Here is a 13,725-nt window from a genome sequence, read left to right as displayed (position 1 = left end):
ATTTCATGAAGTCTGAAGAGATGAACCCTGTTGAGAAGAAGGCCCTTATGGGGCTTTCGCTGATTTACGCCACACGCATGTTTGGCCTGTTCATTGTGCTCCCTGTCCTGAGCCTGTATGCCAAAAAACTTCCGGGTGCGGATCCGGTATGGCTTGGTCTTGCCCTTGGCGGCTATGGGTTGACTCAAGCGCTTCTGCAGGTTCCGTTCGGGACCCTTTCCGACCGGATAGGACGAAAGCCGGTTATTGTCATCGGTCTTTTGATCTTTGCGGCCGGATCGATCATTGCAGCCATGGCCCATTCGATCGGAGTCCTTTTGGTAGGACGTCTTTTGCAGGGCTCCGGCGCCGTTGCTTCGGTGATCACCGCCCTGATGGCCGACCTGACACGGGAAGAGGTTCGGACCAGGGCGATGGCGGGTATCGGTATGTCGATCGGTCTTGCCTTTGCTGTCGGGATGATCGTCGGACCGATTGTGGCAGCACATTACGATGTCGGGGCACTTTTCTGGATGACCGGAGTCCTTTCTCTTCTGGCCATTCTGATTTTGTACGTGATTGTTCCCAATCCTCCCGCACACGTTAAAAACACAATGGGGCTTTCGGTCAAGGATCTGGGAAAGGTCCTTTCCAATCCTTCCCTCATACGGCTGGATTTCTCTGTTTTTATTCTCCATGCATCACTCACGTCCGTTTTTGTGGCCTTCCCTATTTTGCTCTCCCGCTTCATTCCCGAAAAAAATCTCTGGCATGTCTATTTGCCTGTGATTCTCTCGGGACTCTTTCTGATGGTCCCGGGGATGATCTATGCGGAAAAGAAGAAAAAACTGAAGAAAATGTTTTTGTTCTCCATCGCTCTGATCGTGGTGAGCTTTGTGGTCTTTCTGTTCGGCTATCATTCAAAGGCCGGACTCATTACAGGCCTGACGATCTTTTTCATCGGATTTAACCTTCTCGAACCCATCATGCCATCGATCATGACGAGGTTTGCCAAACACAAGACCCGAGGAACCTCTTCTGGAGTGTTCAGCATGAGCCAGTTCATGGGGGCGTTTGCAGGGGGCCTCTCAGGAGGAATCCTGGTCTCTCTTTCCGAAAAGACGCTCTTCGGTGGCCTTTTGCTTCTCTCTCTTTTCTGGTTCTTTTATGCTCGAGGACTGACGGATCCAAACCATCTGGAAGTTTTTGAAGAAAATGTTGTTGTCGATCCGTCCAGGATCACTCCTTTGGTATTGACGCTTGATGGAATGAAGGGTGTTGTGGATTGCCGGTATTTTGAAGGGACCGGCGTTCTCTGGGTGAAGTATCTCAGTTCGGCCATGACCCGGGAGGAGGTTGCCGGGCATGTTGAATCAGCCCGACATTCCTCGACTGGTGCAAACGTCTGATCAAGGCTCCCTGGAGCCCCTCCAGCGGCTCTATATCGCTATCGGAGTTCTTCTCCTTTTGTTGGGACTGGGAACCGGTGGCTATATGGAGCTTGAAGGGTGGTCGTTTAGCGATGCCCTCTTCATGTCTGTCATCACGTTGTCTACCGTCGGATACCAGACTGTCCATCATCTGGATGTCAGGGGCGAATACTTTACAATCATTCTGATTGTCACCGGTGTCGGCACAGTTGGTTATGCGATTGCCACGCTGAGTGAACTGGTTCTTGAGGGTCATGTCTACAAATTGCTGGGAGGCCGGCGGATGGACCGGAAAATAGCCGCGCTCAAGGACCACATTATTGTTTGCGGGTATGGAAAAATTGGATCACTCGTATCCGAAGGACTTCATGTCCGGAACATTCCCTTTCTGGTCATCGAGGAAAATCCTGTCAATGTTCAGGAGGCCATTGCCAAGGGCTATCTGGTCCTGAGTGGAAATGCGGCGGATGAAGAGGTTCTCCGGCAAGCTGGTGTGATCAGGGCCAGATCCCTTCTGGTGACGCTCACATCGCGGCCAGCCGAATCGGTTTATGTGACGATGAGCTCCCGTCTTGAAAATCCGGATATGACGATCATTGCGATGGCGACAGATCCCAAGGCAGAATCGAAGCTCCTGAGGGCTGGAGCGACGAAAGTAGTGTCTCCTTTTGCGCTTGGAAGCCACCGGATGATTCTTGCCCTGACGAGGCCAACGCTTCTGGATGTCATCGACATCATTGCGGGGAAGGGGGACACAGGTTTGGCACTTGAAGAAATTCCGGTTCCCCAGAACTCTCCTTTTATCGGAATGACCGTCGAGCGGTTCTCCCGGAGTCTCATGATCAAAAGCCATGTGGTTGCGATCCTGAAATCGGGGGAATCGGCCCTGATGCTTCCCAGTGCTGAAACAATCCTGTCAGCGGGGGACCAGATGGTGATGATCGGGGAACGACTGGAGCTTGACCGGATCGCGATGGAGCTTTCTGGAATGGCAGCCATCTGATGATCTTCCAAGGAAAAAATTGATGAATACTTCCAAAATGAAAACGTCATCGCCAATCGGGCAGGGATCCTGGGTTGAACGGGGGGCGCGAGTGCTACTGGGAAACTATTCCAGGGAGAGTCTGGTTTTCGAAAAGGGAAAAGGAAGCTTCCTTTTCGACACAAGGGGTGATGGTTACCTCGATTTCCTGGGGGGGATCGCGATCCATGTCTTGGGCCATTCCTACCCGTCCATTGTTCATGCTATTCAGAAACAGGCGCAGAGAGTCACCCATACCTCCAATCTCTACTATAATATTCCCGCCATTGAGCTTGCCGAGATGCTTGTCGAGAAAACCTTTGCGGACCGGGTTTTCTTTTCCAATTCCGGGACAGAGGCCATTGAGGCAGCCCTCAAGCTAGCCCGGCGTTTCGGGAATCCGCGCGGTCGCTTTGAGATCATTTCCATGGAAAACAGTTTCCATGGAAGGACGCTCGGCGCGATGACCATGACCGGACAACAAAAGGTCCGGGAAGGCTTTGGTCCTTTGCCTGAAGGCTTTTCCTATGCCCGTTACAATGACATGGATCATGTGATTTCCCAGAAAACCGATCGGACAGTGGCTGTTGTTGTTGAGCCTGTGCAGGGAGAGATTGGCGTCATCCCGGCAACGAAAGAGTTCATGAGGGATCTGAGGCATTGGACCCATCAGGAAGGGATCCTGTTGATCCTTGACGAGATCCAGACCGGAATGGGGAGAACCGGCGCCCTTTTCGCCCATGAGCTGTACGGGATCGTGCCGGATATTCTGGTGGCCTCAAAGGCTCTTGGTGGGGGACTTCCATTGGGGGCGCTCTTGACGACGGAACATCTGTCCACATTCCTTCCTCCGGGATCCCACGGCTCCACCTTCGGGGGAAATCCGGTCTCCTGTGCCGCCGGATTGGCCTTGTTGAAATCTCTCTACGATGAGGATTTTTTGCCTACGAGGATCGGTGTGATGTCGGACTATCTCTGGAAGGGGCTTTCCGAGCTGTCCAGCCGCCACAAAGGAAAGATTCTGGAGATCCGGGGTTTTGGTTTTATGGTGGGAGTAAGAGTTTCCAGTTCGGCAAAAGAGATGAAGAACCAGTTTCTGGAAAGCCATGTCCTTGTCAATGCCACAGGACTGTCTGATGATGTTGTCCGTCTCTTGCCGCCTGTTTCGGTCGGATATGACGAGATGGACCAGTTTTTGAACGTGTTTGACCGGATTCTGGAACGATCTCCGGCTCTGAAAGGGTAATCTATTGAAAAAAGGAACCAGATCTTTTCTCCAGCTTGCGGATCTCTCGGAGGAGTCCGCCGCATACCTTCTGGATTTTTCCGTCCGGATCAAAAAAAATCCCGAACTTTTCGAGAATATGCTTCGCCGGCAGACAGTGGGTCTGATCTTTGAGAAGGCCTCGACAAGAACCCGGCTTTCCTTTGAAGCCGGCGTCCACCAGATGGGCGGTGACACTCTCTTTCTCGGAACAGATTCCCAGCTCTCAAGGGGAGAATCGGTGGAAGATACTGCCCGAGTCGTCGGGGGGTATCTCGATCTTGTGATCATGAGAACCTTTGGCCATGACCGGATCGAACGGTTTGCCGAGTACTGTCCGGTTCCTGTCATCAATGGGCTTACCGATCTCCATCACCCCTGCCAGGCTCTTTCGGACTTTGCTTATGCCCGGGAGCTTTTCTCTGAACTTCGGGGGCTCCCTGTGACCTATATCGGGGACGGTAATAATATGGCCCATTCCCTGATGGAGGCGGCGGCGCTTTTTGGGGCAAAGATGACGGTGTCGACCCCAAGGGAATACCGCCCGGATACCGAGATCCTCAGAATGAGCGATGAACGTGCCCGGAAAAACGGGGGATTCGTCCGCTGGCTCGAAGATCCTCTCCTGGCCTCCGAACAGGCAATGCTTCTCTACACGGATGTCTGGACCAGCATGGGGCAGGAGGGGGAAAAATCCATCCGTGAACTTGAGTTTGCGGGATATCAGATCAATGAGGGAATCCTCCAGGTCGCGGATCCGAAAGCGGTCATCTTTCATTGCCTTCCTGCCTATCGCGGGCTTGAAATTACGGCTTCAGCCATCGATGGACCACAGTCAAGGGTGTTCCTTCAGGCCCAGTACAGACTCTATCTGCAGAAAGCTGTCATGCTGTTCTGTTTGGGAAAGGATTCTTAATGGAAAAACATGGTGCAAACCGTCCACTGAAAGTTGTTCTGGCCTATTCCGGTGGGCTTGATACCTCGGTGATCATTACATGGCTCAAGGAGACATACGGATGTTCGGTCGTCGCTTTTTGCGCCGATCTCGGTCAGGGAGAGGATCTTGAGGAGATTCGCGGGAAAGCCGAGGCGACAGGGGCATCCGAGGTCTATGTTCGCGATTTGAGGGCGGAATTTGTTTCGGATTTTGTCTTTCCGATGATTCAGGCAGGTGCGATCTATGAGGACGGCTATCTTTTGGGAACATCGATTGCCCGTCCGCTTATCGCCAAGGCCCAGATGGAAATTTGCCGCTTGACGGGAGCCGATGCCGTTGCCCATGGAGCCACCGGAAAAGGGAACGACCAGGTCCGATTTGAAATGGCCTATGCCTATTTTGATCCTAAAGTGAAAGTCATCGCTCCCTGGCGGGAATGGACGATGGAGTCCCGTTCCGATCTGATCCATTATGCGAAAAAACATCGGATTCCCATTCAGGCAACGCTTGAGAAACCTTATTCCATCGACAGGAATCTTCTTCATACAAGCTATGAGGGAGGAATCCTGGAGGATCCGTGGATGGCTCCCCCCGAGGAAATTTTCTCCCTGACGGTCAATCCGGTGAATGCCCCCGACCAGCCAGCGGAAGTGATTGTTTCATTCGAGAAAGGCATTCCTTTTGCGATCAACGGAAATATCCTTGATCCAGTGACACTCCTGACCGAGGTGAACCGGCTGGGAGGTGAGCACGGGATCGGAAGGGTCGACCTGGTGGAAAGCCGGTATGTGGGTATGAAATCGAGAGGTGTCTACGAAACACCGGGAGGAACCATTCTCCATGCGGCGCACAGGGCACTCGAGACATTGACCCTCGATCGAGAAGTTCTGAACCTCAAGGCGTCCCTTGTTCCCCGAATTGCGAACCTCATTTACAACGGATACTGGTTCAGCCCCGAAAAAGAAGCCTTGTGGTCCCTGGTCAAGAAAACCCAGGAGCGGGTTACCGGAGATGTCCGTCTTCTCCTGTCCAAGGGTTCTGTCAGGGTCCTTGGTCGCCGCTCGCCCTATAGCCTTTATCGAAAAGATCTTGCAACCTTTGAAAAGGATGGTGTCTATCGCCAGGCGGATGCGGGAGGATTCATCAATATTCTCGCCTTGAGGCTGAAGCTGTATTCGGATCAGGTCGGAGGAGGTGAGTTTTGATGGAAAAGGGGGCTCCTCTTCCCGACAAGCCTTGGGGTGGCCGATTCCAGGAGGCGACAGATGAGGAAGTTCTGGCTTACACCGAGTCCATCTCCTTCGATCAGACCCTCTGGCGCCAGGATATCAGGGGTTCCGGCGCCCATGCGAAAATGCTTGTCAAAGTCGGCATTCTGACCGGAGAAGAAGGGGATGCGATTCTCCTTGGACTTTCGGAGATCGCCGAAGAATTTGAAAAGGGGACCTTTCCCGTTCGTCCGGAACTTGAAGATATCCACATGAATATCGAGCGACGGCTTTTTGAAAAGATCGGAACCCCGGCACACAAGCTCCATACGGCAAGAAGCCGGAATGATCAGGTGGCTCTCGACCTGAGGCTTTATGTAGTGGACGAGGCCAGTGCCCTTGTGGGACTTTTGAGGGATCTCCTTGATGTGATTCTTGAAAAGGCCGAGGGGGGGGTGGACCTTCTGATGCCGGGCTATACCCATCTCCAGCCGGCCCAGCCCATCACGGGAGGCTATTATTATCTTTGCCATGCCGAACGTCTCTTGCGGGATCTGGACCGGGTGAAGGATGTCCGACGACGCGCGGGGATTTCTCCTCTGGGGTCGGGAGCTCTGGCGGGAACGACCTTCCCCATCGACCGCCATTATGTGGCCGATCTTCTGGGGCTTCAGGGGATTACCGGAAATGGACTCGATGCTGTTTCGGACAGGGACTTCGCCGCGGATTTCCTGCATGCGCTTTCCCTTTTGATGGTCCACCTGTCCCAGTGGGCTGAAGAGTGGATCCTTTGGTCGACAAGCGAATTTTCCGTCCTCGAGATTCCGGACCGCTACATGACGGGATCGAGTATGATGCCCCAGAAAAAAAATCCCGATATCCTTGAGTTGACCAGAGGACGCGCAGGCCGCGTTCTGGGGGATTATGTTTCTCTCATGACCCTTTTGAAGGCTCTTCCCGGTGGATATAATCGGGATCTTCAGGAGGACAAGGAGCAGCTTTTTGACGCTGTTTCAGTGGGGAAACGAGCTGTCTCGATGATGACATCGCTTTGCGGGCAGGCCCGTCTTAAAGAGGAAAAGCTTCGTTCCAGGCTTTCCTCCGGTGGGCTCCTGGCAACAGATATGGCTGAGGATCTTGTCAGAATGGGTGTTCCCTTCAGGGAGGCCCACGCGATCGTGGGCAGGATCGTAGCTCATTCGGACAAGCTTGGCTTGTCCCTTTCGGAGATGTCCGATGAAGATCTCTCCCGATTTTATGAGGGTTTTCCGAAAGGCTATGCCAAATGCCTGACACCGGAAATGGCTGTTTCGAGAAGGAATCATCCGGGTGGACCGGCCAGAGAGAGGGTTCTGGAACGCATCTCAGCCATCCGCTCGATTTTGGCTGAATTCCGGTGATTCCGGGGGGTGGGCTTTTTTTCCGGGTTTTGGGGGTCTTTCTCGCGACTTTGTTGTTATCCGGATGCGGGGTGGCGGGGGTGCCGATCCCACCCGGCTCGACTCCGCCCGAAAAACCCAGGGCGATCGACAAGGAACCGGCTCCGGCGGCCGGACCCAATCAGCCGGACCATCCTGACTCCGAGTAATCAGGGCGGCACCTGTTCAGTTTTTTGCTCAAGAAGATTTTTGGAATGATTCCAACAACAATATCAACCGGATGTTCGTGGAGGTTTTTCGTGAAGCAGTTTCATTATGAAAATGGTGAGCTCTATGTAGAGTCGGTCCCTGTCGAGAAAATCATCCGGGAGGTGGGATCTCCCGCGTATATTTATAGCGAGCGCGCCATCAGCGACAGCTATGCGTCCTATCAGGAGGCTTTTTCATCCCATAAAACGGTCATTGCCTATGCGATGAAAGCTAACGGCAATCTGTCGATCCTTTCGCTTCTTGGGAAAAAGGGTTCAGGTGCTGATGTTGTCTCCGGTGGAGAACTGTTCCGGGCCATGAAGGCCGGTATACCCCCCGATAGGATCGTTTTTGCCGGTGTCGGAAAAACCGAGCAGGAAATGAAAGAAGCCCTTGAGGCGGGAATCCTGATGTTCAACGTCGAATCCTCCATGGAGCTCGACACTTTATCGAAGGTGGCCTCCCGGATGGGCGTTACCGCCAACGTCGCCCTGAGGGTCAATCCGGATGTCGATCCACAAACTCATCCCTATATCTCCACCGGACTCAAGAAAAGCAAATTCGGGGTTCCGGTAAAAGAGGCACTTGCCGAGTATCTGCGCGCATCGAAGCTTCCGGGAATCCGTCTGACCGGTATCCACCAGCATATCGGCTCCCAGTTGACGCAGATTGCTCCCTTTCGGGATTCTTTTACGCGGATGATCGCTTTTTCGGAAGCGCTCAAGGAAAAAGGGATCGGGATCTCATGGCTGGACGTTGGTGGTGGACTCGGGATCCGATACGATGATGAAAAGGTTCCGACGCCAGGGGATATCAGCCGGGAAATCCTCTCAAGGGTCAAGGATCCCTCCCAGGGGATCATCCTGGAGCCAGGAAGATCCATTGTCGGAAACTCCGGAATTCTGGTGACGCAGGTTCTCTACGTCAAAAAGACCGAAGTAAAGACCTTCTACATCGGGGACGCGGGAATGAACGACCTGATCCGCCCCTCCCTCTATGGAGCCTTCCACGATCTTTGGCCGATTCGTGTTCGTGAAGGAGCCTCCGTCAAGGCCGATCTCGTGGGGCCTGTCTGCGAAACCGGAGACTTTCTGGTCCAGGACAGGGATCTTCCTCCGATCAAGGCGGGAGATCTGGTTTCGGTCATGAGTGCCGGGGCCTATGGTTTTGCGATGGCCTCAAACTATAATGCCCGGCCAAGACCTCCGGAGATTCTTGTCAGCGGTGACCGCTTTGAGGTCATTCGTCCCCGGGAAACCTATGAGGACCTGATCCGTTCGGAGTCGGCGCGTTGAGTGAAAAAGAGGAAATTCCTCCCCCTACTCCGGATGGCCACCATCCCGGAGCGGGGGATCAGGCTGTCGGACCAGCTTCAAAAGAGCCCGAGATCATCTGGCACGACGATGACGACGACGATGATGACGATCCGCCGATGGCACCCCACAGGAAGGAGGGGCGGGGATGTTTCCTGACGCTTCTCATCGTTTCGGCGATTCCTGTGATCTTTTTTCTGATCACCTTTACGGGGGGGGACTTTCTCACATACATTTATATGAGAAACTGGGTGACGGACCATGCGCTGGTTTCCCGTATGCCGATCCTTTACAAGCCTGCCCAGGCAAGGTCGGTGGTGAAAACGCTGGATGCATTTTACGATGCCGGGCGTAAGGGGAAGATCCCGGCAACCGAAGTGATTTCGGTCAGTTCGGAGTTCAAGGAGCTGCTGTCCTATCCGGGGAGCATCCGACCGGAATCATTGTCGGATCTTGTCAGCCATGCCCGGGCGGTAATGGAGCAATATCATGTGGCCGATCCGGGTTTGCCGGTTGGTCCATCGGGAAAATAAGGGGGTCAGGTGTTGTTTAGCGGATCGATGGTAGCATTGGTGACTCCGTTCAAAGCGGGAAAAATTGATGAGTCGGCCCTCAGGAGACTTGTGGATTTCCACATTCAAGAGGGAACGGCGGCGCTTGTTCCGACCGGTACGACGGGGGAGTCCGCGACACTTGACCACTCCGAACATGAGCGGGTGATCGCGATCTGTGTCGAGCAGTCGGCCAGACGGATCAAGGTTCTGGCGGGAACGGGCTCAAACAGCACCCATGAAGCCATCCGGCTCACGAAATCGGCAATGGCAATCGGTGTCGACGGTGCGCTGGTCATCACCCCCTACTACAACCGTCCGACACAGGAAGGTCTGTTTCGCCATTATGAGGCTCTTGCCATGGCGGTGGATATTCCTATGGTCATATACAATGTGCCGGTGCGAACAGGTGTGAACATCACCCCCCAGACGATCGAGCGTCTGTCCTCTATTGCGGCCTTTGTCGGAGTGAAAGAAGCCTGTGGCCAAATGTCCCAGATTATTGAACTCTTTTCCCGAGTCGGCTCAAAAATGGGGATTTATTCGGGCGATGATCTCCTGACCTATCCTGTGATGGCTCTCGGGGGAGCTGGTGTGATTTCGGTCTCGGCGAACCTTGTGCCGCGGAAAATGGCGGACCTTGTCGAGCTTTGTCTTGCGGGGGAATGGGAGAAGGCCAGACTTGTCCACGAATCCCTTGTCCCCCTTCATATGGCTCTGGGTCTTGAAACCAACCCGATTCCGATCAAGACCGCCATGGGGCTTTCGGGGATCCTGTCCAATGAGATGCGTCTTCCCCTTGTGCCGATGTCTGACGGGAACACCCAGTCTTTGTCAAAGGTGCTCGATGCCATGGGGCTTCTCAAAAAGGAATCCAAATGACCCGACCGGATCTCGGAGTGGTGATGGTGGGAGCATCCGGCAGGATGGGGCGCGAGATCCTTCAGGTTCTTTCCAGAGAGTCCGGAGTCTCTCTTCATGGAGCGATCGTGGAGTCTTCCGATCCTCTTTCGGGGAAACCGGCACCCTTTCATCCCGGGATCAATTGTCGTGGTGAACTGACGGTTTCGGAACTCCGTCGGGGAGCAGGCGAAGGGATGCCGATTGTGGGAATCGATTTTACAAATGTCTCTTCAACCCTTTCGACCGCCAGACTCTTTGCGGAGGCTGGTGTTCCGCTCGTGATCGGAACGACCGGATTTTCCGCCCCGGAAAAGGAGGAGCTTTTCTCCCATAGTGCGAAAATCCCCCTTTTGCTCGCTCCGAACATGAGTCTTGGCATTCATCTTCTGGCCCATCTCGTCCGTCAGGTCTCTCGGGCACTTCCCGGATTTGATGCCGAGATTGTGGAGGTTCACCACCAGAAGAAAAAAGACGCACCAAGCGGAACAGCCCTGTTTTTGGGGGAAGCGGTGGCTTCGGGAAGAGGAGAAAACCTGGCCGATCGGGGTGTCTATTCTCGTGAGGGGATGGTTGGTGAGCGTATTCCCGATACAATCGGAATCATGGCTGTCAGGGGCGGGGATGTCGTGGGAGATCACACGGTTCACTTTTTGGGAATGGGGGAACGTCTCGAGCTGACACACCGGGCAAGTTCCCGTGAGACCTTTGCCAGGGGAGCGGTGGAAGCCGCCAGATGGCTCGCCTTGAAAAAGCCCGGCTTCTATCAGATGGAAGATGTTCTGGGGATCGCAAAATGACAATAGAGTGGGAAGGCAAAAACTTCGCTGAAGGATCTCTCCTGGCTAGAATCCTGGTGGACGGAAAGGCCCTTACCGCGGAGGCTCTCTCTTGGGGGGAGCTCTTTCGCCTCCCCTCCGGAGAGATCCGGACAAAGGATTCTGTGACCCTTCTGCCACCCGTTGTTCCAACGAAGATCGTGGCCGTTGGACTAAACGACAAGAATCATGCCCTTGAGATGGGAAAGCCTATTCCATCTGAACCGCTGATTTTCATGAAGGCCACCTCCGCGCTTTTGGCGAACGGGGGGGCAATCCTTCATCCATCCATGTCGTCCCGGGTGGATTTTGAGGGAGAAATTGCCCTTGTCGTCGGAAAAAAATCTCGCGGCCTTTCCGTCGATCACGCACTGGACTGCCTTTTGGGCATCACGATCGCCAACGATGTCACGGCGAGAGATCTCCAGCGAAGGGATATCCAGTATATGCGGGCCAAAAGTTTTGATACCTTCTGCCCCCTTGGTCCATGGGTCCTCGTCGGGGGGAGGCCCGACAACCGCCAGATCATCACCCGTGTGAACGGTTCTGTCCGTCAGGATGGCCGTGCTTCCGGCATGATTTTTTCCCCGGCAGAAATCTTGTCCTTCATCAGCCATGTGATGACGCTGTACCCCGGGGATGTCATTTTGACAGGAACTCCGTCAGGAGTCGGTCCGCTTTCTGTGGGAGACGTGGTTTCCATTACGCTCGAAGGGGTTGGCACGCTCGAGAATCATGTCGAGAGGGATTCTTCCCCCGCATGGGAAGGTCTTCCTTCTCTTGCCGAGCGATAGCGGAATCCTGTCCGCCGAACGAAATTCACCTGGTTTCGGCATTCTGGAAAACAGCTTTGCCGATCTGCTTGTCCGTCTTTATGGAAATGGCCACCGTGAAGACGAGAATCTCTTTGGCCTCCTGGCCGCGACCCTTCTTCTGGAAAGCAGACAGGGCAATGTGGTTTGTCACCTTGAAAAGCTCGCGGGAAAGCCTGTTCCTCCCGGACGTTCTGGCAGTCCCGGGATCTACCCCGACTCTTCTGTCTTCCTTCTCTCCTGTTCTAGGCTGAGTTCCCGAAAGGCTCCATTTCCGATCGTTTTCGACCGTGAGGGAAAGCGTGTCTGGCTCCTTCGCTACAGGGAACTCGAGGAACGGATCGCCAGGAACCTGACAACCCGGTCGAACCTCAGAGACTCCCTTGAGGGAGAGTCCCCAAAATCGATTTTGTTGGATCGTGCCTTTGGGGAGGCTTCTCCGGAAAATACCATCAGAAGATGTGCAAACATCGTTTTTCACCGAAAACTTCTGATCCTTTCGGGAGGTCCGGGAACGGGAAAGACGACTGCACTCTCCCGGATCCTGTCCCGTTGTCCATCACTGTTGTCCATCCCTCCCGAGAGAATCGCCCTTGTTGCCCCGACGGGGAAGGCTGCCGCACGTCTTGGTGAATCGATCGCCAAGCTGTTACCGGACCTTCCCGATCAGGACGATCGGGAGTATCTGTCCAAAATTCCCTCGCCGATGACGATCCACAGATTGATCGCCCAGGCGAAAAGGGATCATGAGCAAAACCCCTTGCCTCTTCCTGTCGATCTTTTGGTGGTGGATGAAATGTCGATGGTGGACCTGTCCCTGTTTGACAAGCTCCTTTTGGTATTGCCGGATGAAGCCATTCTGATCCTTTCGGGGGATCCTGGCCAGCTTTCCTCCGTTGCTCCGGGAGCGGTCTTTGGGGAAATTCTGAAAAAACCGGAAGAATCTTTGTCCGGATCTCCTGAAGGAATCTCCGGATCGATCGCAATTCTGAAAAAAAGCTACAGGTTCAGTGGCGATTCCGGTGTGGGACAATTGTCCCGCTGGATCAGGGACGGAGGCGTGACTCCCCTTGATCCCGATTCGCTTTCAGGTGTTGTCTTTCGGCAAGGGGCGTCGCTTGCAGACTTTTATCAGGATGTCACCCGGGATTTTTCTCCTTATATGAAGGCAAAAGACTTGTCCGGAGCCTTTTTTGCCCTCTCCGGTCTTGGCGTTTTGAGTCCACTGCGAGACGGACAGAGGGGAGTGGTCGAAATCTCAAGGAACCTCGGACAGATTCTTTTTTCAAATTACAGTCGTTCCCCTGAGCGAAGTCAGCGGGGCCATCCGGTGGTTGTCCTGAAAAACTCCAGTGAGCTTGACCTTTCTAACGGAGATGTGGGCATCATTCCTTTTCCCTGGTGGGGAGATCCCGGCCGTGTTTATTTTCCAAGGGGGGAAGGGGGGGAGAAGACTGTTCCCATCGAGATCCTTCCCCCCTGGGAGAGTGCACTGGCGCTGACCGTCCATAAAAGTCAGGGCTCCGAGTTCTCGAGGGTCCATCTACTTCTTCCCCGGCTCTTTCACCCTTTTCTGACACGGGAGCTTCTTTACACGGCGGTGACCAGAGCCAGGGAGTCCCTTGTTGTCTGGGGTGACTTCCCTGTTTTCCTGGAAGGAGTCCACCATCAATCCACCCGCCATTCTGCCCTGGGGGACTTCTTATGGTCCCCATCGTCAATTGTCTGACATTCCCCCTTTCGTTTTGAAATCCTGAGAAGCCCAAAACACTGAACCTCCCTGAAGACAAGAGTCAAAGCCACCGTTTCTGAAATCCAAAACAGTCCAGTCTCTCGTCAAAAAGGTGACGAAAAGACCCTCTGA

At 54.0% G+C, this 13,725-nt stretch carries 12 protein-coding genes; all 12 read left to right on the top strand.

Features of this window, described 5'->3' with window-relative positions; translation table 11 throughout:
* The first annotated feature begins 5 nt into the window (after positions 1-5).
* The 12 genes from LFE_RS10885 to recD all read left to right on the top strand — a co-directional run bounded on the left by LFE_RS10885 (position 6) and on the right by recD (position 13,590).
* Complete coding sequence (locus tag LFE_RS10885; RefSeq protein ID WP_014450274.1) at positions 6-1,388, top strand: MFS transporter; 1,383 nt, start codon at positions 6-8, stop codon at positions 1,386-1,388.
* Entirely contained in the window at positions 1,345-2,412 is a 1,068-nt protein-coding gene (locus tag LFE_RS10880) for a potassium channel family protein (RefSeq protein ID WP_014450273.1), read from the top strand. The genes LFE_RS10885 and LFE_RS10880 overlap by 44 nt, the downstream gene beginning before the upstream one ends.
* Positions 2,413-2,434: 22 nt before the next feature.
* Positions 2,435-3,676, top strand: coding sequence for an aspartate aminotransferase family protein (locus LFE_RS10875; protein WP_014450272.1), 1,242 nt, complete (start codon positions 2,435-2,437; stop codon positions 3,674-3,676).
* A gap of 4 nt (positions 3,677-3,680) precedes the next feature.
* Positions 3,681-4,610: an ornithine carbamoyltransferase gene (argF, locus tag LFE_RS10870; RefSeq protein ID WP_014450271.1), complete on the top strand. Its 930-nt coding sequence runs from the start codon at positions 3,681-3,683 to the stop codon at positions 4,608-4,610.
* Complete coding sequence (locus LFE_RS10865) at positions 4,610-5,836, top strand: argininosuccinate synthase (RefSeq protein ID WP_014450270.1); 1,227 nt, start codon at positions 4,610-4,612, stop codon at positions 5,834-5,836. Before argF ends, LFE_RS10865 begins: the two co-directional genes overlap by 1 nt.
* On the top strand, positions 5,836-7,239 hold the full coding sequence (gene argH, locus LFE_RS10860) for an argininosuccinate lyase (protein ID WP_041774401.1): 1,404 nt from the start codon (positions 5,836-5,838) through the stop codon (positions 7,237-7,239). The genes LFE_RS10865 and argH overlap by 1 nt, the downstream gene beginning before the upstream one ends.
* 278 nt (positions 7,240-7,517) lie before the next feature.
* Entirely contained in the window at positions 7,518-8,762 is a 1,245-nt protein-coding gene (lysA, locus tag LFE_RS10850) for a diaminopimelate decarboxylase (protein WP_014450268.1), read from the top strand.
* Entirely contained in the window at positions 8,759-9,313 is a 555-nt protein-coding gene (locus LFE_RS10845) for a hypothetical protein (RefSeq protein ID WP_014450267.1), read from the top strand. Before lysA ends, LFE_RS10845 begins: the two co-directional genes overlap by 4 nt.
* A 12-nt stretch (positions 9,314-9,325) precedes the next feature.
* A complete protein-coding gene (gene dapA, locus LFE_RS10840; protein ID WP_041774397.1) occupies positions 9,326-10,213 on the top strand; it encodes a 4-hydroxy-tetrahydrodipicolinate synthase in 888 nt (295 codons plus the stop codon).
* Entirely contained in the window at positions 10,210-11,031 is an 822-nt protein-coding gene (dapB, locus tag LFE_RS10835) for a 4-hydroxy-tetrahydrodipicolinate reductase (protein ID WP_014450265.1), read from the top strand. Before dapA ends, dapB begins: the two co-directional genes overlap by 4 nt.
* Entirely contained in the window at positions 11,028-11,843 is an 816-nt protein-coding gene (locus LFE_RS10830; RefSeq protein WP_014450264.1) for a fumarylacetoacetate hydrolase family protein, read from the top strand. Before dapB ends, LFE_RS10830 begins: the two co-directional genes overlap by 4 nt.
* Positions 11,830-13,590 carry an exodeoxyribonuclease V subunit alpha gene (gene recD / locus LFE_RS10825; RefSeq protein ID WP_014450263.1) on the top strand — a complete coding sequence of 587 codons (1,761 nt, stop codon included), beginning with the start codon at positions 11,830-11,832 and terminating at the stop codon, positions 13,588-13,590. The genes LFE_RS10830 and recD overlap by 14 nt, the downstream gene beginning before the upstream one ends.
* Positions 13,591-13,725: the final 135 nt, after the last annotated feature.

This window comes from Leptospirillum ferrooxidans C2-3 (assembly GCF_000284315.1).
Taxonomy (GTDB): Bacteria; Nitrospirota; Leptospirillia; order Leptospirillales; family Leptospirillaceae; genus Leptospirillum; species Leptospirillum ferrooxidans.
This window is presented reverse-complemented; position numbering and strand designations above follow the sequence as displayed.

Bases quoted from the DNA above. Each gene is read 5' to 3' on its own strand.
- LFE_RS10885 (WP_014450274.1), top strand. From the start codon at position 6: ATGAAGTCTGAAGAGATGAACCCTGTTGAGAAGAAGGCCCTTATGGGG.
- LFE_RS10880 (WP_014450273.1), top strand. From the start codon at position 1,345: ATGTTGAATCAGCCCGACATTCCTCGACTGGTGCAAACGTCTGATCAA.
- LFE_RS10875 (WP_014450272.1), top strand. From the start codon at position 2,435: ATGAATACTTCCAAAATGAAAACGTCATCGCCAATCGGGCAGGGATCC.
- LFE_RS10865 (WP_014450270.1), top strand. From the start codon at position 4,610: ATGGAAAAACATGGTGCAAACCGTCCACTGAAAGTTGTTCTGGCCTAT.
- argH (WP_041774401.1), top strand. From the start codon at position 5,836: ATGGAAAAGGGGGCTCCTCTTCCCGACAAGCCTTGGGGTGGCCGATTC.
- dapB (WP_014450265.1), top strand. From the start codon at position 10,210: ATGACCCGACCGGATCTCGGAGTGGTGATGGTGGGAGCATCCGGCAGG.
- LFE_RS10830 (WP_014450264.1), top strand. From the start codon at position 11,028: ATGACAATAGAGTGGGAAGGCAAAAACTTCGCTGAAGGATCTCTCCTG.